The organism is Candidatus Thiodictyon syntrophicum (assembly GCF_002813775.1).
GTDB classification, from domain to species: Bacteria; Pseudomonadota; Gammaproteobacteria; order Chromatiales; family Chromatiaceae; genus Thiodictyon; species Thiodictyon syntrophicum.
Window position 1 is genome coordinate 3,699,816 of the sequence record NZ_CP020370.1, and the last position, 20,655, is coordinate 3,720,470.

8 protein-coding genes are annotated in these 20,655 nt (G+C 71.9%); all 8 read left to right on the plus strand.

What is annotated here, in order from left to right; translation table 11 throughout:
- Positions 1-31: 31 nt before the first annotated feature.
- The 8 genes from THSYN_RS15490 to THSYN_RS15525 all read left to right on the plus strand — a co-directional run bounded on the left by THSYN_RS15490 (position 32) and on the right by THSYN_RS15525 (position 20,650).
- On the plus strand, positions 32-1,936 hold the full coding sequence (locus THSYN_RS15490) for a hypothetical protein (RefSeq protein WP_100919934.1): 1,905 nt from the start codon (positions 32-34) through the stop codon (positions 1,934-1,936).
- Positions 1,929-3,956: an ATP-binding protein gene (locus THSYN_RS15495; protein WP_157817710.1), complete on the plus strand. Its 2,028-nt coding sequence runs from the start codon at positions 1,929-1,931 to the stop codon at positions 3,954-3,956. Before THSYN_RS15490 ends, THSYN_RS15495 begins: the two co-directional genes overlap by 8 nt.
- 56 nt (positions 3,957-4,012) lie before the next feature.
- Positions 4,013-5,374, plus strand: coding sequence for a coiled-coil domain-containing protein (locus THSYN_RS15500; RefSeq protein ID WP_100919936.1), 1,362 nt, complete (start codon positions 4,013-4,015; stop codon positions 5,372-5,374).
- Positions 5,375-5,426: 52 nt separating this feature from the next.
- Positions 5,427-6,827: a hypothetical protein gene (locus THSYN_RS15505; RefSeq protein WP_100919937.1), complete on the plus strand. Its 1,401-nt coding sequence runs from the start codon at positions 5,427-5,429 to the stop codon at positions 6,825-6,827.
- A gap of 2 nt (positions 6,828-6,829) precedes the next feature.
- Complete coding sequence (locus THSYN_RS15510) at positions 6,830-10,963, plus strand: hypothetical protein (RefSeq protein ID WP_100919938.1); 4,134 nt, start codon at positions 6,830-6,832, stop codon at positions 10,961-10,963.
- 166 nt (positions 10,964-11,129) lie between these two features.
- Positions 11,130-14,552 (plus strand): eCIS core domain-containing protein, encoded by a 3,423-nt coding sequence (locus THSYN_RS15515; protein WP_100919939.1) that lies wholly within the window; start codon positions 11,130-11,132, stop codon positions 14,550-14,552.
- A 58-nt stretch (positions 14,553-14,610) separates the two neighbouring features.
- Positions 14,611-15,333, plus strand: coding sequence for a hypothetical protein (locus THSYN_RS15520; protein WP_100919940.1), 723 nt, complete (start codon positions 14,611-14,613; stop codon positions 15,331-15,333).
- Between the two features lie 7 nt (positions 15,334-15,340).
- Positions 15,341-20,650: an eCIS core domain-containing protein gene (locus THSYN_RS15525; protein WP_100919941.1), complete on the plus strand. Its 5,310-nt coding sequence runs from the start codon at positions 15,341-15,343 to the stop codon at positions 20,648-20,650.
- Positions 20,651-20,655: the final 5 nt, after the last annotated feature.

The following is a 20,655-nucleotide window of genomic DNA, read 5'->3' on the forward strand; positions in this document are numbered from 1 at the left end:
CACTACAGTGGAAAACGTGACGATAAAGCGGATGCACATGCGCTACCGACTGCCGGCCCGGGCGGCCGACGGCCTGCTGCGGGCGCGCCTCACCGCGGTCCAGTCGCTGCTGCTGGACGAGGCCCTGGCGGCGGCCCTGGAGCAGGCCGGCGCCCGCCCCGAGGAGGAGATCTGTGTCCGCCGGCTGCGGGTGCCGGTGCGGCTGCGCGGCGTACGCGGCGACGCGGCCCTGGCGGCGGACTGGGCGCAGGCGATCGCCGCCGCCCTGACCGAGACCTTGGCCCGGGACGGACCTGAGCAGGCAGTGCGCTATGGGTCGCGGATGCACGCCTGGATCGATTGCGCCCTGGGTGTCGCCCGCGGCGATCTGGGCCGCGCCTGGGCCTGGCGCCGGCTGGGCCTGTGGCGGGCCGCCGGGGATCTGGCCCCCGCGGATGGCGCCGCCGAGCTGGTGCGGGGCCTGGCCTTCGCCCCGGACGCGGTGGTGCCGGTGCTGCTGGGGCTCGCCGCGCAGGGGGCCCTGAGCCCGTTGGCCCGGCGGCTGGATCTACCCTCCTGGACCCTGCTGGCGGCCGCCGCCCTGGACGCCCATGCGGCACCGCGGGAGCTCCTGGAGCGGCCCGCACCACCCGACGGGGCTGTCCCGGCGACGGCCCCTGGCGCGACCGCGGCGCCGACGGCCCTTACCCACGCGGAGGCGCCCGGCGGCCCAACTGCAACGGCCCCCTGGGACGACTCACCCCTGCTGCCCCTGCGCGAGGTCGCGGCACCCGGCAACGCCCGCGCGCTCGCCGTGCTGATCCTGCTCGCGGCCGACCCGGCCCTGGGCCGCCGGGGACTCCCGGGGGCCGGCCGCCAGGTCGATGGCCTGGTCCAAGACCTGCTGGATGCGGCATCCGCCGATCCGGGGCGATCGGAGCGGCCCGCGACCCCCAGGGTCCAAGGGCCGGACTCACCCGGCTCACCCGCGGCGGCCGATCGGCCGCGGCCGACGGCGGACCCGGCGCCCACACCCGCGACCACGGACCCCCGGGGTTCCGAACCCAACCCGGGGCCCGTCGGCGGCGAGCCGCCCGTGCCCGCGGCAGACGACGCCGCGACGCCCGCGGCCCCGTCCGGGGCCCGGCCGGAGGAGCGCCACGCGCACGCAGAGCCGGCCGCCGCCCGGCCCCCGAGCGGCCCGGACCCATGGCGCGAGAAGGCCGATCGGTCCCGCGGCACCAACCAGACCTTGCCCGGGACCGGCCCCGCCGGGGCCGCTCGCCCGCCCGACCCGGGGTCGACGCCAGCGGAGCCTGCGCCCGGGTCCGGTCTGCGCCAAGCCACCCCGACGCGGCCGACCGAGCCGGTCGCGGGGGACGACCCACGGGCCGCGAGTGCGCCGGGCCGGGAGCCGGATCGGGAGCCGGACCGGCAGCCCGCTTCCCCGCTGGTCCTGCGACGGGAGGGCCGCACCGATTGGGGCGGTCTGCTGCTCCTGCTCAACGTTCTGGAGCCGGCGGGCCTGCTGGACCCGCAGGCGCCCCTGCCCCCCGGGCGGACTTTGCGCTGGACCCTGCACCACCTGGCCCAGGCACTGGCCCCGGTGACGGCGGACGACCCGGCGGCGCTGGCCTTCGCCGGGCTGGCCCCGGGCACCCGCCCGCCGTCGCTGCACGGCCCCGCGGCGAGCGGTCCGGAGTGCTACGCCATCGCCGAACTGCGCGCCCGGGTCGTGCGCTGCCTGCACCGGGTCCTGGAGGCCGACACGGAGCACCCGGAGGCGGTCCTCACCCGGATCTGCCGTCGACCCGCCATGATCCTGGCGGACCCGGGCTGGATCGAGGTGCGCTTCGCGCTCGCCTCCCTGTCCACGCAACTGCGCCGCGCCCGGCTGGATCTGAACCCAAATTGGCTCCCCTGGTTGGGCACGGTGGTGAGGTTCAGCTATGAATAGCGCAGCCGAGCGGATGTCGCGCGAGACCGGCATCCTGGCGGGGCGGCTGGCCGCCCTGCTGGAGACGCTCCTGCCGGGTACCGGCGGCGCCGGTCCCCTGGCCGCGGGTCAGGCCTTCCTGGAGTCGTCCTTCACCGCCGTAGCGCAGGACCAGGACCTGGCCCAGTTCCCGGGCTCGGCCCTGACCCGCCCGGCGGCTGACGGTCCCCACCCCATCGACCGCCTGGCCCTGGCACTGGGCCTGCACGCCCCCGCGGACGACCGGATGGTGGACTTGATCCTGCTCGCCGGGCTGCCTGAGCAGCACGAGGGCTACGCCTCGGTGCTGCGCGCCCTGCACCCCCGGGGTGAGCCCTGGCTCCCGGTGGGGCTGGCCGCCCAGCTCCTGTTTCCCGCCGACACGCAGCGGCTCGACCTGCGCGCGGCGCTGGAGACCGGTCCCCTGGTCCGCCACGGGGTGCTGCGTCTCCTCGGGGAGGGCCCCTTCGGCGAGCGCTCGATCGGTCTCGGGGAAGGCCTGTGGTCCTGCCTGCTGGGACTGGACACGACCCCGGCGCGCCTGGAGCGCTTCGACGTGAGGCCGGACCCGGGCGTCCCCCTGGCGTGCCTGGCCGAATGGCTGGCGCAGCCCCCGACCCAGCGCGCGGCCGCCACCCTGGCGGCCCGCACCCCCTGCACCCTCATGGTCTGCGGCGACGCGGACGAGACCCTGCACTGGCGCGGCTGCGCCCTGGTGCGGTCCGCCGGACGGGATGCCTTCGGTCTGCTGCTGCCGGCCGGGGCGGATGCGGACCTCCAGCGGCTCGCCCAGGCGCACGCGCTGGTGCGCGGGGCCGTCCCGGTGGTGCGGGTGCTGGAGTCCGTCCGGGAGCCCGACCCCGCCGGCGCGCCGCCGACCCTGCTCCCGGACTTTCCGGACACCCTGGTCCTGTGCGCCCGACCGGGGTCCGCGCCGGCGCGTCCGGACCTGCCCCTGATCGGGGTCCCGGTCCCGGCCCTGAGCGCGGCGGCCCGGCGCGCGATGTGGCAGGCGGCCCTGCCGGCCCTGTCCGCGGACGCCGCCGAGCTGGCCGCCCGCTTCCCGGTGGAGCCCCCAGTGGCCGCCCAGGTCGCCCGCGATCTCAAGGCGCTGGAGGACGCCGGGGCCGCGGCGCCGACCCCCGACGACCTGGCGAGCAGTCTGCGCGCCCGGGCCGGGCTCAACCTCAGCAGCGCGGTCAAACTCCTGCGCCCGACCGCCACCTGGTCCGACCTGGTGCTGCCCCCCGATCGCCGCGAGCAACTGCGCGAGGCAGTGGATCGACTCAGGCTCCAGTCCCGGGTGTTGGACGACTGGGGCTTCCTGCCCGGCCGGGCCGGAGTGCGCGGGGTGCGCCTGCTCTTCAGCGGTCCGCCCGGGACCGGCAAGACCCTGTCCGCGGAGGCGATGGCGAGCGCACTGAGCACCGATCTGCTGGTGGTGGACCTGTCGCGGGTCATGTCCAAGTGGATCGGCGAGACCGAGAAGAACCTGGCGGCGGTCTTCGACAGCGCCGAGCGCGCCCAGGCCGTGCTCTTTTTCGACGAGGCGGACGCGCTCTTCGGGCGCCGCACCGAGGTCTCCGACGCCCACGACCGCTACGCCAACCTGGAGACCGCCTATCTGCTGCAGCGCCTGGAGCGCTTCGACGGACTGGCCGTGCTCGCCACCAACCTGCGCCAGAACATCGATGCCGCCTTCAGCCGCCGACTGGAGTTCGCCATCGAGTTCGAGGAGCCGGACCGGGAGAGTCGGGAGGCGATCTGGCGCGCCCACATCCCGGCCGCCGCCCCGCTGGCGCCCGAGGTCAACCTCTACGAGCTGGCGGCCCTGTACCCGGTCGTCGGCGGGCTGATCCGCAACGCCGCGGTGGCGGCCGCCTTCCTGGCCGCGGCCGACGGCACCCCGATCGGCCGCGAGCATCTGGTGCGCGCCATGCGGCGCGAGTACGACAAGGCGGGGCGCGCCTTCCCGGGCCTGCCCCTGGGACTCACCCTCTGACCCAACCCAGCCACTGTAACCGAACGCCCAACCACGCGACCCAGGAGCCCATCACCATGGCCGACCCAACCACCCTCAAGGACCTCGCGCATGCCAACCTGACCGCCTGGCAGGACCGGGCCGCCGCTGCCCGTGCCGACGCGACCACCGCGCAGGCCGCGGTGAGCACCGCCGTCACCCGCCTGGCCGACGCCACCCAGGCACTCGCCACCGCCAGGTCCGAAGGTCAGCGCATCCGCACCGCGCTGGCGGCCGTCCCCACCACCGCGGACGCGGACCCGCTCCTGCGGCAGCTCGACACGGCCACCATCGCCCAACGGGCGGCGGAGGCGGGCATCCTCGCGCAGGAGCGGCAACTGGCCCGGGCCCGCGCCCAGCTGGACCGCGCGGCGCTCACCCTGCGCTCCACCGAGACCGCCCGGCTGCGCGCCCAGGCCGAGTCGAATGCCGCCGACCTGGAGGCGGCGCGGGTCGCGGCCCTGGTCGCCGCCCTGGCCCAACCGCCCCTGCACACCTTGGACCAGGACGCGAGCGATCTGCTCGGCTCGACCCTCACCGCCGCGGCCCAGACCGCGGCGGAAAAGGACATCCCGGCCCCCCTGCTGCAGCGGGCCACGGAGCGCCGGGACCTCGCCCGCGAGCGCATCGAGGGTGCCGCGGCTGACCGCAAGACCCTCGCCGACCTGATCCAGGCCCAGGTCCTGGCCACCGGCAACACCGAGGACCGGCTCCTGGTGCCCCGGACCGCCTATGCCGCCGCCCTTGGCGCGCTGGAGTCCTATGTCAGCGGCGCCAAACAGCGACTGGATCGCGCCCAGGGTGCACTGACCCGGCTCGCCGACCCGGCCCGCAAGACGCTGCTCACCGAGGCCCAGAAGAAGCGCCTCAACACGCCCACCCCGGCCACTCTGACCACGGAACGGGAGACTGCAGCCGGTCACGAGAAGGCGCTGGACGAGGCGCGATGGGCGCTGGAGCAGGCCGAACAGAAACGCGATCTGGCGCAGGTCAAGGAGACGGTCGGGGCCGGGGCGCCCGGCGGCTTGGCCGCAGCCGCGGCGGCCCTGGTTACCGCGGCCGGCAAGGAGACGGCGGCGGACACGGCTTATCCGCCGAGCGAGCGCACCCTGTTGAGCGAATGGGAGGCGGCGCTACCGGACGCGATCTGGGCGGACCTGGCCGACTACCTGGACGCCAAGACCAGCCTGACCGACCTGGCGGGGACCCCGACCGGCACCCTGGAGACGACCCTGGACACGGCCGAGGAAACGCTGGTGCACGACCTGGTCGCACTGGGCAAGGAGCAGGCGGCCCGCGACCTCTACGCCGCCGAACTCGCCGGTCGCACCGCCGCCGCCGAGTTCGCCGCCGGGGCCGCGGGACGCATCGTCTTTTCCGCGTTGCGCGGCGACGCCTAGGACGGCGCCCACGGGAGCCGCGATCACCACGAACCCACCTTAAGGAGTCCCCATGGCCGACACCCCCACCCTGGCAAACTGCGCCGGCGTAACCGCTGACCAGGCCGGTTGCGCCGCCGACGCCCTGCTGCCGGTCAGCCCCTTCTATGCGCTGAATTACCACTTCGGCATGCTCCTCGGGGTCGAGGACTTCGACACCGAGCAGGCCTACCACCGGGGCAAGTCCAGGCTGCACAACGCCTGGCTGCATCGTGAGGGGGTCCTGTGGGGCCTGGCGGTGGTCGTGGACCCCGAACACGACGAGATCCGCGTGACCCGCGGCCTGGCCCTGGACCCGGCCGGGCGGGAGCTGCACCTGGACGAGGACCTGTGCCTGAGCCTGCCGGCCTGGCTCGCCGCGCTCCCGGCGGAAGAGCGTGTGCGTCTGGCCGGGGCGGACGGCACCACGCCCTTCGCGGCCCATTGCACGATCCGCCACCGCGCCTGTCTGAGCCGCCAGGTACCGGCCCTGATGGAGCCGTGCGACGGGTCCGGGCGCGATACCGCCTATTCCCGGGTCTTCGAGACGGTGGAGATCCGGCTCCTGCCCGGGTTGGCCCCGGCGCCCCCGGTCCCACCCTATCACCGGGTGCGCCTGCTCCTGGGGCTGGCGGCCGCCCGCACCGAGGCCGCCGACGGCAAGCCGGCCGCGCAGGAGGACGCCGCGATCCTCAAGGCGCGCGACGACCTGCTCGCCAAACCCCGGCCGGAGCGCCTGACCCTGGCCTTGGAGCGGCTGCGCGATTGCGCCGCCTGGGACACGGCGGAGCTTACACCCCCCAAGACCGCCGCCGGCGAGGACTGGCTGCTCTTCCCCGGTCCGGACGCTGCCGGCCTGGTGCTGGCGAACCTGGAGGGACTGACCTTGACCCGGTCCGGCGAGGCGCTGCACCTGAGGTCCGGGACCCCGAACTACGCCCCCCGCCCCTCCCACCTGGCGACCCGTACCATCCAGGAACTGGCCGCGGCGGCCTTCTTCTGCTGCACCGCACCCGCCGCCGCGTCCGGCCCGGAATCCGCCACCAGCGTGGCGGCTGCGTCGGCGCCGGCCACGCCGGGCGGACCCCAGGCCGACCCGCGACAAGTCATCTTCGACGGCCAGCAGGTGCGCTTGCAGGTCACCGCCGACCTGCACCCGGACAGCGTCAAACCCGCGGCCTTCACCGTCTCGGGTTTCACCGCCGGGTTCGGCTGGAAGGTCCACAAGGTGTCCGATGCGCTCTTCGAGCCATCGGACCGCTCCGTCACCCTGTCGCTGTCGACCAAGGTCACCGGCGAGCTCTTGCGCTTGGTCGCACTGGGTACGGGTCCAACCCCGCTCCTGGGGGCGGACCTGAAGCCCTTTGCGGGCGCCGTCGGCGACCCGCCGGCGCCCACCGGGCGTGACTTTGTCCACATGCAGAAGGGGAGCTGACCATGGCCGTGCCCACTAACTCCACGAGCCCCCTGGTGCTGATCACCGGCGCCGACGGCATCAACCTGATCCCGGCCGCGACCCCACTCACCCGGCTCAACTATTTCGACGGCAAGTTCCTGCGTGCCCAGGACCTGGAGTCCGAGCAGCGCTACCTGCGCCAGTTGACGGCGCTGGGCAACCAGGCCGGCGGGGCCGGGGTGGTGCATGGCCTGGAACTGCGCCTCATCGGCGGGGACCAGCTCCAGGTCCTGCCCGGGCTCGCCATCGACCCGGCCGGCCGGGTGCTGCTGCTGCCCCAGGACTATGCCCTGTCGGTCTCCGCCCTGATCGAGGCCTCGCGCGGCCTGGCGGCGACCGGGGCGGCGACGGCCGCCGGGAGCGCCGCTTTCAATCCCTGCGCCAAGACGGCCGTCGGCACCGCGACCGTGGTCCCCGAGCGGTCCTGGTACCTGATAACCATCGGCTTCGCCGAGGCCCTGTGCGGGGAGGAGGACGTCTACGGCGCCCTGTGCGAACAGGCCTGCGTCACCACGACCGACCGACCCTACAAGGTCGAGGGCGTGGTCCTGCGGGCACGTCCGCTGACCCTGTCCACCCCGCTGCCGACCGCCGCGGCGCTCGCCCTGACCGGTGTCCACCTGCGCTCACGGCTCGCCAGCGCCTGGTTTGCGGACGAGGCCCTGGGGCTCGGCGAGCCGATCTCCGCCGATCGCCTGCGCGCCGCCCTGTGGTGCGGGGGCGCGGTGGGGTCCGGCGCGGGCGAGGTCCCGCTCGGCATCCTGGTGCGCGAGGGCACCGTAAGCCGCTTCGTGGACCAGTGGACGGCGCGGCGCGAGCGCATGGAGACCCCGCCCAAGCGCTACTGGCAGTGGCAACTGGCCATGCGCCCCTGGGCCGTCTTCATGGCCCAGATCCTCCAGTTCCAGTGCCAGCTCCGGGACAGCGTGAGCGGCATCCCGGCCGGCGGCGGGGCGACGGACGACCCCTGCAGTCAGGCCAAGGCCCTGATGGCGGAGGCGGTGGATCAGGTGGAGCGGATCGCGGTCTTCTACAAAGAGACCACGGCAGGCCTTGCCGCCCTGACGGCCGAGACCCGCAAGTCGATTTTGACCGCCAAGCCGGATTTGGCCGAACTCACCCGCTTCCAGGACCGGCTCAAGACGGCGCAGGCGGTCTTCTCCCTCCTGCCCCAGGAGCGTCAACTCATCCATTGGGGCCTGGTCGAGCTGCCGAGCGCCGGTTATCTCCCGGTGGTCCCGGGCGACAGCCTCTCGGTCAACGCCCAGGTGCGCCGACTCTTGGGCGAGGGGCTGGACCTGCGCTTCTGCATCGTGCGCCCGGACTTCGTGCCCCATGCACTGGAGGAGGCCCAGCACATGGAGCGGATCTCGCTCCTGGAGGGGCTGGATCACCCGGAGCGCAAACCGCGGGTCGATATCCTGGTGCCCAACGGGCGCGTCGCCCCCGGCCGCGATGAGACCGGGCGCTATTACGAGATGCGTGTCAACCTGATCCCGGACAACTTCACCGCGCTCGCGGTCTCCGCCGCCCTGGGCGAGCGGTTGGAGCAATCCAAATTGGCTCTGCTGGACGCGGGCAAGGGGCAGACCAAGGCGACCCTGGCCAACCAGCTCGACCCCGCGATCTTCGAGCGGACGGGCGAGACCTACCACTATCAGGGCGTGGGGCGCGGCGAGGCGATCCCCGGCCGGGGCCTCGCCTTCCACTACGCGGGCCTCACCGACACCTTTGAATTGGAGCCGGTCAAGCCCGCGGCGGCGACCGCAGTCGCCAACGTGGCCGCGGAAGACGCGCAGGCCAACCTCCACCTGCTGCGCGACACCCCGGCGGCCGAGACCGCCGACCCCGCGGCGACCCCGAAGGCCGAGCTGTCCGGCGCGGTGGGTATCGAGACCGGGGGCGTGCGGCTCGATGACACCCTCTACACCATGGACCCACGGCGTTACTGGATCGGCGAGCGGGAGCGGGTCACGGGGCTGCGCTCCTCACTGTGGGTGTCGCTGACCCTGGCGGAGGACCCGACCGGGCTTGCCCGCGGCGCCCAGACGCGGGCCACTGGGGAGGTCTATCTGCTGGTGGTGCGGCCGGAGAAGGTCGCGGCCACCCGGCCGACCAAGGCCGAGACCCTCGGCACCAGCCGCCTGCTGCTGCGCGCCACCTTCACCGGGGACCTGCGGGTGGACAAGGTCCTGGCGCGGGGCGCCGGGTCCGAGACCATCCAGGTGGACGGGGAGCTCGCCGGCGAGGTCTCGATCACCATGCAGGTGGGGACCAGCGAGCAAGTGGGTAAGGTCTCGGAGGTGGTGAGCCTGCACCTCTCGGAGGCGGTCAGCATCCTGCGGTCCCCCACGGCGTTGGGGCCGACCTACCTGATCGAACTGAAATCACCCGCGGCCCTGGGACCGCTGGTCGCCGAGGTCCAGGTGCAACGGGAATGGACCGCAGCCGACACCGCCGAGGTGCGCGGCACCGTCGCCCTGCGGATGCCGACCGGCCGCAGCGCGGGGCAGACCAAGGCGGAGGCCTTGGACCTCGCGCGCGCCATGAACATCAACACCAATGTCGGCGCGGCAGCGGCCACCAAAGTTCAGGATCGCCAACTCTGGCGCGCCTGGCAGACCGTCAATGCCGCGGTGGCGCAGCCCGCCCACCCGGCGCACGAGCGCGCCATCCGCGCCATTCGGGCGATCGGCACCGCGCTCGGCGGTACCCGCTTCGCGGACCTGAAGGCCGCCGCGCTCTTCCCGCCGCCGCCGCCCACGACCGACGGGCTCACCGTGCTCGGGTCCCTGGACTGGGTGCTGTTCCACCGGCGGCGCGACAAGACCTGCCGGGACGACACCCCGGCCGCCCCGGTGGCGACCCGCGGTTACGCCCTCTACCAGGTCACCCTGGAGAACGCGGAGCAGGTCAACGAGGTTCAGCGGGCCATGGCGGCCAACGCGACGGCGACCCTTGAGCGGCTGAAACCCGACTTTCTCCAGGTGGTGGAGTTCGCGGCCGGGGTCCAGAGCCTGCTCACGCCCCAGACGCAGGTCCGCGCCACCTGGCGCCAGGACGTAGGCGCGGCGGCCGGCCCTATCGTCGGCGGTGCCATCGCAAGCAGCGGGCCAGCCGTCGCTGAAGGTGAGGCGCTGGCCCTGGAGCGCCTGGAGTCCCTGGTCGACGTGGTGCGACCCGAGTCCGGGCTCACTGCGGCCCCCGATTATGTCGCCCTGGAGCGGGTGCCCGACCTGTTCGGCAGCGCGCGGCAGGATGGGGCCATCCTGCTGATGACGGTCCCGGTCAAGGTAGAGACGACCTGCCATCGGGTCTATTGGCTGACGCCGATCCCCAGCAAGAACCTCGACGGGCAACTCGCTGCCGGCAACCTGGCAGGGCTGCCTGGGATCGATGGCTGGGTCCCGCCGGTGACCCATGTAGTGCAACTGGTGGTCAAACCACTCGGCACCCTGAGCTTCCAGGGCGAGGACCCACAGGTCATTGTCGGCACGGAGTCGGCGACGGTCCTGACCAACTGGATGGCCCTGGCCCCGGACTGCCCGCCGGCCCAGGTCTGGAGCTTCCGGCGCGCGGACGCGAGCGCGACGGGAGACGCCTTGATCGGTCAACGTGGCCTTGCCATTGCCGGGCTCCTGGGCACCGATGATCTTGAATCCAAGGTGGCCATCAGCAGCGATATCCCAGGAATCTGCCCGGTCATCACCCTCGTGCGACCGCTCGCGGTCTGCCTCCAGGCACGCCGGCTGCTGGGCAACCTGGAGCAGATCCTCGAGATGATCCGCAAGCCGGACATCGGCGGCCTGGTGCTGGGGCCGGACTCCACCCGGCTCGGGAACCTGATGGTTTGCCTGAAATCCGGCAAGGTCTTCGGCGAATCAGTCGAGGCACTTGGCCCGAACGCCTTGCCCGCGGGCATCTGGTTCGCGGTCAAACCAGGCGACAAGCGGGTCCCGGCGGGGCTGGCCGAGGCCGTCATCAAGGACGCACTGATCGATAGGCTGGGCCCCGCGGCCGCGGGGATCGACGTGACTGAACTGCATCCGGAAACCGCCGCGGACTGGCCGAGTGACTGCCCCATCCTGGCATTTGTCGTGCTCCGGGAGGGTTGACCGGTGTGAGACGCATTGACCGGTCCGGCAAACGAGCGGTTCACGCGATTGAGACACCCGGTTGCCCCCCAAGGCCGCCGATGGCGAAGGAGGCAAGACCAATGAGCGTGAGACAGGCAGCGAAGGCGGCCCCGGCCGTCGACGGGCCAGAGCCGGAGTTCAGGCCATGAAGGCCGTCGCCGGCCAGGTTGCCGTTGCGCCCAAGTCCGTCGCGCCCGTCGACCAGCGCAGCCGCTCGGCCGGGCACACGGTGTCGGCGGCACCGCTCAATCCGCTCTGGCAGCGACTGGCCACGCGCGTGGGCGAGCGCCCCGGCCCGGCCCGGCCCCCGGCGGCCCGTCCGGTCGCGTCCCTGACCCAAGGGTTTGGCATTCAGCGCCGGTGCGAGGCCTGCGCGCAGGAGTCGGCCGACGACGAACGACTGAGGGTTCAGGCGAAGCTCAGCATCGGCCCGGCCGACGATCTGTTCGAGCGCGAGGCCGACGCGGTCGCCGAACGGGTGATGGGGATTCCTGAGGGGCCGCAGACCGCGGCGCCCCCCGAGGGAGGCGGGACCCGGTCGGCACGAATGGGCCTGGACTTGAGCCGCCGCCCGGTCGCGTCGATCGCGGCCGGCCGCGTCCAACGCGATCCGCAGGCCGACACCGAGGAGGAGCAAGCGCAGGACGCCGAGCGCGAGAGCGTCGTGCAGCGTGCGCCCGTCATGACGGCCGCGGACGCCGGGGCCGACGAAGACGACGCGGATGAGTTGGACGCGACGGTGCAGCCTAAGGCGGAAAACGGCCGCGCCGGCGCAGATGCAAGCGGCATCGAGTCGCGGATACTGGGCCTGCGGGGCACCGGCCAGCCGCTCCCGGACGCCTCCCGGTCCTTCTTCGAGACCCGCTTTGGTCATGACTTCGGCCAGGTGCGGGTCCACCACGGGGACACCGCGGCACAGACCGCGCACGCACTCGGCGCACGCGCCTACACCCTCGGCCACGACGTCGTCTTCGGCGCGGGTCAGTATGCGCCGGACCGCGCGGAGGGCAGACGGCTCATCGCCCACGAACTGACCCACGTCGTCCAACAGGGCGCGGCACCCCCGGCAAGGACGGCCGGCGGATCACTCCAGGCCCAATTCCTACCCCGGATCGGTGCCCGCGGCGCCCCCGGTCTGGTGCAGCGTGCCCCCCTCAAGGAGGGCGGGACCTACCTCATCCAAACGCCCAAGGGCGGCAATCTGCGCCTGCGGGTGCAGCCGTCGCACGCGCTGGACCTCAAGGGCCGCGACACCTGCGGCGGTCAGGCCGACACCTGCCCGAACAGCGTCGGCAACGTGGCCTCCGGCACCAAGGTCGTCATCAAGGAGGTCCGGCTCTTCGATTGGTACGTGGTCGAGGCCCCGATGGTGGAAGGCGGCACCCGGATCGGCTTCGTCCACCAGGATCATCTCAAGGAGGTACCGCCGCCCCCCGCCGGGTCGGCGGCGGCGCCGTCGGCGGCCGTGCCCGCGGCGCCGGAGCCGCCGATCCCGGTCGAGGAGCCGGACACCCCGGTCTTTGAGACCGGCACCGCGACAATCGAGACCATGGAGGAAGGTGCCCCGGTCGAGCAGCTCGGCGTCGTCCAGACCGAGGACGGGACCAAGCTATGGCCCGCGGCCAACCGCGACCAGCCGGAACTGGGCCTGTTGCCGCTCAACACCCGCGTCTTTGTCGATCGCAATCTGACCGGCGGTTGGTCATCGGTCTATGTGGACCGCCACCAGCAGGGAAGCTCGCTTCCGGTCGGCGAGGGCACCCACGGCTATGTCGCCACGGGCCGCGTCAGCACCGATATGCCGGACCCGGATGCCCGGCTGCACCGGATCACGCAGGAGGGACAGGGTGCCCTGGCGTTGGCCGGCGAGCTCTATCCCAACTACAACGTACAGTGCGCCGCCGTTGCCTTTGCCTGCCGGGACTATCGCTATCTGGTGAACGTGCTCGTCGCCGTCAATGAGGCGAAGGGCCGTAAGTTCATCTACAAGGAGCACCCTGACGACGCCTGGGACAAGGCGAAGACGATGAAGGCATCCAAGTCCGGGGCGGGCGCGGTCGGCGGCCAGATCTGGGTACCGGGCATGGCCCTGGTCAAGGCCCTGGAGGGTCAGGTCAGCTCCGGCTCCATCAGCCTGGCGATTCTGTCGACGCTCGCGGATGTCACGATCGGCGTCGCCGCCTTCATCGTCGGTCTGCTGCACGGCGCCGTGATGTCGGTCGTCGATGTGCTGATCGGTCTGGTGGACCTGGTCAAGCTCGTCGTCTCACTGGTCGAGAAACTGATCAATGGGACACTGCTTGCGGATGCCAAGGCGTTCTGGGAGGACATCAGCAACATCAAGCTGAGCGACATCAAGGAGATGATCAGCGCCAAATGGAACCATGCGAACACCTGGGACCGCTGGCACTTTCGCGGCTATGCGATCGGCTACGCGATCGTCGAGATCCTGATGCTGATCTTCTCCGGGGGGGCCGCGACCGCGGTCAAGTGGGCGGGCAAGGTCGGCAAGTTCGGTAAGCTCGGTGAGTACCTGGGTAAGCTGCCCAAGGTCGCCAAGCTGATCGAGTCCGCCAAGGCGCTCAAGGGCGAGGGCGTCGCCAAGCTGAGGACGGCCCTGAAGGGCGCCCTGGCACTCTCCGAGAGTCATGTCTGGGCGGCCCAGGTGCTGCGTATCCCGCTCGGGATATTGAAGCTGCTGGAGAAGGCCCAGATCGACGAGTTGAAGAAGCTGCCGCAATGGCTGAAGGAGCGCTTCGCGCGCCTGTCCGAGGCGGTGATGAAGCGGTTGCTGCGGTGCAGCTCGCCGTGCCAGGTCGACGTCCACAAGATCGCCGAGGCCCTGAAGCTCGCCGGGAAGGGCGGTACCGTGCTCAACGACGCAGCGGACGTGCTGCGGGTCCTCAAGGTCCTGGCTCCCAACCTGAAGACCGCCAAGATCTCGCGCAAGCTGCGCAAGGCCGACTCGGCCCTGATGACGGTGATCAAGGAGGCCAAGCTGACCGATACCGACTTCGCGAAGCTCGCCGATTACTTGGAAAACGTGGAGAGCCCAGCCCAGGCCTACAAGACCTTCGTGCGCTACCTGTCGAGCGTCGTGCCGGCAAAAACGGGACCGGACATCAAGTCGCTCAACGCGATCCTGAGCAAGATGATGGCCGCCGAGCGGGGGCGCGGCGCGGCCCTCAAGGGGCCGATGTTCGAGCAATGGGCCGCCTTGCATGTCCCGCAGCTCTCCTCGCGCACCTTCAGCCGGACCACCTTCGACGTGAAGAAGCTGCTGGGCAAGAAGAGCCCGCCGTTCAAACGCCAGGTCGACACCTGGGTCCCGGACAAGGGCGAGATCTGGGACATGAAGCACCGCTTCGGCAAGGTCGACCCGGACCAGGCCGCCGACTACAGCAAGCTGATCGGCCAAGCGGCACCCGACGGCAAGGCGGTGCAGACGATCAACTATCTGTTCCCCAACCAGACCGCGGCGGAGCTCAACCGGCACCTGCGGACGACCTATAAGTTCGGCGTCTACTACATCGACGAAGCAACCAATACGATGAAGCTGCTGCCTTAATGAACTTGTTTGACTTACTGAACCGCTCCCTAAGTACGTAAGAACGATGGTGGCACCTATGAACCTCCTCTGGAGTGCGGCGACCCGTCACCACGATTGGCTTGCCGAGGATCGGGCCGTCGCCCGCCGTCTGGTCGCGCAGGTCAAGGCGGCGGGACTGATCGGCGAGGCGTCCTGGTACTCGATCGGCGATGCCGACCGCCGGGTGCCCAAGCCCGGCATGGACGTACTGCGGCACCTCCTGGACCAACCGATCAAGCGCCGCTTGCCGTTGGTGTTGGGTGCCGGCGGCGACTCGCCCTTTGCGTGGGAGCTGGCGATGCTCCTGTCCCCGCCGGACGACGATGGCGAGGTGCGCGGTCACAACCGGCTGAACCTCTGGACGCCCATTGAGCCATTTGCCGGTCGGTCGGGCTCGGACCGGTTGGTCGCCCTGTTTCGCGGGATTCATGGCCCGGCCGAGACCGAGTTCGCCTACCTGCATCCCCACCCGCGCAGTTCGCAGCTCGAAGACGTGATCGACGGCGCCTATGGTGCGCCCTTGACCTACGGGACCATGTTCACGGGGGTCTTCTGGGCGACCCTCCTGGGCAAGGATCACCTCGCCCTGTTCGATCTCGCCCGACTCCAGGGGCTCGACGCCTATCGGGTCGAATGGACTGGGGACGAGGCCCTCTTGCTGCAGGTGTCCGCGGATGTGGCGGACGCGACGACCGCCGCGGTGGAGTCCCGGATGCTCCGGCTGACCGAGGTCTTTCGCGCGGCGCGGCTGCCGCCCTGAAGACCCGGTGAACCCCCCCGCCGCCCAGTCGCCGGCCAAGGCCAAGTCGAACGGGTCCGTTCCCACGCGGCCCGGTGCCGCAGAGCCCCCTGAGCGGGCCAGGCCCAATCCGGTCTGGACCCAACTCGCGCTCGCGGGCATCCGCCCCAAGCTCGCGGTCGGTGCGCCGGATGACCCCTTGGAGCGGGAGGCCGACCAGGTGGCGGAGGCCCTGGCGAGGCCCCCCGCCAAGGCCGGGGTCAGGGTGACGCCGGTCACCGACCGGGCCCTGCGTCGCGTCGGCACCGGGGACGCCGTCGGCGGTGTCGCGGACGGGGGGCCGCTCGAGGAACGCATCCGCTCCCCGCACGGCGGCACGCCGCTGCCGCCGGGGTTACGGGCGGACATGGAGGCTGGACTCGGTGCCGATCTCTCGCCGGTGCGGGTGCATGACTCCGGTGCCGACCAGCAGACCGCCGCCGACCTGAATGCGCGGGCCTTCACCCATGGGGCGCACATCTGGCTCGGGTCCGGCTCTTCGGTCGCGGACCGCAGGCTGATGGCCCATGAACTCACCCATGTGGTCCAGCAGGGGGGCGTCGCACGGACCGACGGGGAGGCCGTGGATGACCCGGAGCGCACGCGCCCCGCCAATGACCTGCTCCAGCGATCCCCCACTCAGGACCAGGCAGCCGACCAGCCGACCCAAACACAGGACCACCCAGGACAGCGCCATCCCGCCCCGGCGGGGTCGGCGCCCGCCGCCGGCCGGGACCCGGACCCGGGCCCGGACCAGGCCACCAAGGGTGCTGCCGAACCGGCGCTGCCGTTCGCCACGGCGATCACACTGTCGCCCGAACCCCAGGGTGATGACACCCAGGGGCAGGGCCTGACCGCACCGGAGCCGCTCCCGGAAGCGGACCCGGGAGATCACGCCGCGGCCGCGTCTGCGGGAACCGCCGACGACACCGAACCCGGCGGGTCCGCCGACGGGGAGGACCAAGCGCTGCCGGACCAGGCAGCGCCCGACACCGAGCCCGCCGCGACCGCAGACCTGGGACCGCCGGCGGGGGGACCCGCGGGCAGCACTCAGCGGGGTTCAGGTCCGCCCACCCTGGTACAACGCGAGGCAGACGGCTCCCCGGGGCTCCTGGAGCGAGCGGGTGGTTTCGTGCGCGGCCTGGGCGCTCGCGTCGTCGATGCCGGTACTGACCTGGTCGCGGGGGCACGCGAGCGGATTCACGGGCTGGTTGCGGGTCTGAGCGCCGGGTGGACTGGCCTGACCAGTCAGGCCCAGGCCGCATTCGCCTCGCTGCGCGCTGGATTCGGCGGATTCATGAACGGCCTGAGCAGGACGGCGCGCGGCGTCGCGGCGGCCGTGCAAGGCGGCTGGACCGCCCTGAGTCAGGTCACCCGGCGTCTCACCTCCGGACTGACAGGCCGTCTGACGGGGGTGGTCGGCACCGTGTTCGGCTCGGCCCGCGCCGTGGCGGCTGCCATCGCACGCCTGGACGCCGAGGGCGCACGGGCCGCCTGGCAACGGCTCATCGGGTCCATTGGCGGGGTGGACCGCTGGCTGCGTGCCGCGGCCCAGGGGATCGCCGCGCGGCTCGCCGGGCTGTGGCGGCGCCTGGGCGAGCGCTTCGCCAGCCTGTCCGCCCGTCTGGCGGGCCAGGCGCGCGGGCTCTTCAACCGGCTGCAAAGTGCCGCCGCCGGGTTGCGCAACCGTTTGGCGTCGGCCTGGGATGCACTGCAGCGTCGGGCCTCCGGATTGAGCACGCTCGTTGCCGGCCTGCCGGGTCCCATCCGGTCCCTGCTTGCCACGCTGGCCTCGTGGGGCCAAGGGATCTGGAACGGGATACGGCAGGGTTGGCTGCGTCTGTCAGAGACCATCGGCACGGTCGTCGCCGCCATCCGTCAACGGCTCTCCGCGCTGTGGCAACGAGTGCAACAACAGGCAGCCGCCTGGTGGGGCCGCATCCGCCGATTGTGGGGCGATCTGCAACGCTGGTCGCAGCGGTTGGTGCAACGCCTGACGGATGGCGTGCGTTCGATCTGGGGCCGTCTGCGCAATCTGTCGATCGCGACCTTGCTCAGGGGCCTCGCGGCCCTGGCGCAGGTCATCCACTTCGGACGCCGGATCGTCGACGGCTTGCGGGAGTTCCTGTCGCCCATTGCCGCCGCGGCTACGAACAGGGTCTACGCGGCCATGCCGAACCGCGCCCTGGGCTACGTCGGGGAGCAGATCGAACGGCTGGGGGGCGCGCGCGCCGTGGTGGGTCCGCTGCCCGCGGCCGGGGTAGCCGGCACGGCGGCGCCGGTCATCCAGCGCCTGCCGCGCGACACGGTCGGTTGGGCGGACATCAAGACCGGCGTCTGGGGCGCCTTGAAGGGGATTTGGGAGCGCCTGAGCTGGTCGAGCGTCTTCTCCATGGTCCTGGATGCCCTGCTGGAGCAAGTCGTGCCGGTGGTGGCCATCTACCGCCAGGGGCGGGACTTCGTGACCCAGGACATTCCGATGATCATCGCCGGCCTGTTCCGGCCGCGCAATCTCCTGACCCATCCGCTTGATGCGCTGCACGACATCTACAGCAACATACTCAACCTTTTCAACAATTTTTTATTGGCGGTACTGCGCCGGATCGTCAACATCCTCATGGCCTTCATGCTGTGGATCACCATCATCCTGACGGTGATTGGCCTCGTCGGCGGCAGTGTGGCGGTCGGTATACTGGCGGGCGTCCTGGGCGGCCTGGCCACCTTGGGGATCGGTGCCGGGCCGGCCGCCGCGGCCGGGGCGGGCGCCGGCGGTGCCGCCGGGGCCGGCGTGGGCTTCGGGGTGGCCGCCCTGGTCAACGAGGCCATCTTCTTCGCCTTCCTCGCGGTCAATGGCGCGACGATCCTGGCGCTCTTGCTCGGCCTCGCCACCGCCCGTCAAACCGATGAGGAGCGGCGGCATCAGTACGCGCAGGTGGCCGAGAGTGGTATCGCGGTAGGCGTCGGCCTCGCGCTCCTGGCCCTGGCCTGGCTGGCCGGGGTGGTCGCCAAGGGGGTGGCGGCACTGCTGCGGCGCCTGCGCTTAGTGCCGCCGATCGCCCTGCCCCCCCGGTTGTCACGATTCCTGCGCGGCGCGGGCTCAGTGCGCAAGCCAAGACCCGGCGCCGAACCGGTGGAGTCGGTCGCCGAGCGCCTGGTGGCGGAGCAGCGCCTGGCGCCCCAGGTCGGCGGTGCCCTGGCCGCCCGACTGGTGGCGGAACTGGGCCCGCGCGCCGCCCTGGAACTCGTCGAGCACTTGGGCGCGAACAACGTCAGGCGGCTGGGCGCGGAGCTCGGACCGCGGGCCATTCAGACCATTGGCCGAAGCCTCGAAGCGGCCCTGGTGGAACGCCTGCTGGATGCGGGTCTGCGGCCCAGCGCCATCGACACCGCCGTCAGCGCCGGACAGTCCGCCCGGCTGGCGGCGCTCCGCACCCCCCAGGCGGTCGCCCTGGCCAGTCTCTCCGAGGGCGGCTTCCGCCGCATCATCGGGCTGGCGGAGCCGCAGTATCAGCGCTTCATCGCGTTGGGGCCAGAGCAGTTGCGCACCTTTGCCGGTATGGATCGGGGCGCCTTCGAGCGCTTCGCCGCCTTGAGCGATACCAGCTTCGAGCGCTTCCGCCCCCTGTCCGCCGACAAGCTGCGGGCCTTGGCCGGGGTCAGCGACCAGGCATTCAATCGCTATGCGGTCCTCGCCCCCGCCGATTTCACCAAGTTCGAGGCGTTGGGGGCCGCGGCATTGGAGCGCTTCGCGGGTCTGGGCGATGCCGCGTTCAACCGCTTCGCCGCGCTGGCCCCCGCGGAGCTTCAGAAATTTGCCACCCTGCCCGGGACGGCATTGGAGCGGTTCGGCGTCATGGATCAGGCGCGTTTCGACGTCTTTGCCCGCGAGGCCCAACCCGCCACGATCGCGCGCTTTGCCGCCTTGAGCGACGCGGCCTTCAACCGCTATGCGGCCATTCGCTATACCGGTGCAGAACTCAACAAGCTCGGTCTGGTCGACGTCGGCGCCCTGCAAAACCTGGCGACCGTGACGAGCGACGGTCACTTGACCTTCCTCACCAAGCGCCTGGACGCCACGACGCTCGGCAACCTGGGGGGCCTCTCGGGTCCCGAGATCGATGGCCTGGTGACCCGGGTCGGTACCGATCCGCAGCGCTTGACCACCCTGGGCTCCCTTAGCGCCGGCGAGGTCCGCGGTTTTCTGGCCATTGCCGATGATCCGCTCCTGCAGCGCTTTGCCGGACTCCCGGCGGGTGAGATTGCCGCATTCCGCGGACTCGCGACGCCGGAGTTGGAGCGTTTCGCGCAGGTGGCGGGCGGCGACCTGCGCAAATTCGGGCGACTCGACCCGGCCGCGGTGCGTCGGCTCGCGAGCCTTTCGCCCGACCGACTGGCCAGGTTCGGCACCCTGACCGAGGCGCAACTGGCCGTGTGGGGCGGCGTTCCACCGGGGACCCTGGCGCGGTTCGCGGCCGAGGACGCACTCACCCTCGGCAAGCTCGCCGACGGGGCCGGCAGCGCGGGTTTGAACCGCCTGGCGCTGCTGCCCGGTCGTTTCGTCGCCGAATTCGCCCTGCTCGAGGTCGCGGCCATGGACCGTTATCTGCGCCTGCCCGGTGCCCGGTTGGCCAAGTTCGAGGGGATGACCGCATTCAATATGCAGCAGTTGGCGAATCGCCCGCCGGGCGAGTTGGAGCGGTTGGCGGCGACCCGCAGTCCGGCCGAACTGCTGGCAGACGCCGGCGACACCGCCGCGGATCGGGCGGCCAATGCCGCCCGCGTTGCCGCCCTCGACGACCCGGCCCGGAACCCACACACCGGCCGGCCCCTGGGACATGCCTCGGAGCACTCGGCCGCGATGGCGAGGAGTCCGGCGCCGGGGGTCATGTCCCCGGTGGAGCGGCGGCTGCGCACCGGGGCAGTACCCGCGGCCGGCGGCGGGGTCATCATCGGGCCGCGCCCGCCGGAGGTCAGCGTCTTTGCCTCCGACGCCGCGCAACTCGAGGCGGTCCGGCTCGGACGGGCGCAATTGCAGACGGAGATCGCCGCGGGCCGGGCCATCGGTCCCGGGCCGGGCGGGCGCCACAGCTTCGCCACGGCCGACGGCACGGCACCGGCCTTGAGTGGGGCGGGCTACAGTTACCGCATCGAGGGGGGTACGCTGGATGCCCATGGCAACCTGACGGGGGGCACCCTGGTGCGGCGCCAGGTGGCAGGCTTTAGAATCATCTTCGATCCGACGACCGCGCACCCCGGCACCCCGGCGGATTATCGTGTCGTGACCACGTTCCCGGAGTAGCCGAC

Bases quoted from the DNA above. Each gene is read 5' to 3' on its own strand.
- THSYN_RS15495 (WP_157817710.1), top strand. From the start codon at position 1,929: ATGAATAGCGCAGCCGAGCGGATGTCGCGCGAGACCGGCATCCTGGCG.
- THSYN_RS15520 (WP_100919940.1), top strand. From the start codon at position 14,611: ATGAACCTCCTCTGGAGTGCGGCGACCCGTCACCACGATTGGCTTGCC.
- THSYN_RS15505 (WP_100919937.1), top strand. From the start codon at position 5,427: ATGGCCGACACCCCCACCCTGGCAAACTGCGCCGGCGTAACCGCTGAC.
- THSYN_RS15490 (WP_100919934.1), top strand. From the start codon at position 32: ATGCACATGCGCTACCGACTGCCGGCCCGGGCGGCCGACGGCCTGCTG.
- THSYN_RS15515 (WP_100919939.1), top strand. From the start codon at position 11,130: ATGAAGGCCGTCGCCGGCCAGGTTGCCGTTGCGCCCAAGTCCGTCGCG.
- THSYN_RS15510 (WP_100919938.1), top strand. From the start codon at position 6,830: ATGGCCGTGCCCACTAACTCCACGAGCCCCCTGGTGCTGATCACCGGC.
- THSYN_RS15500 (WP_100919936.1), top strand. From the start codon at position 4,013: ATGGCCGACCCAACCACCCTCAAGGACCTCGCGCATGCCAACCTGACC.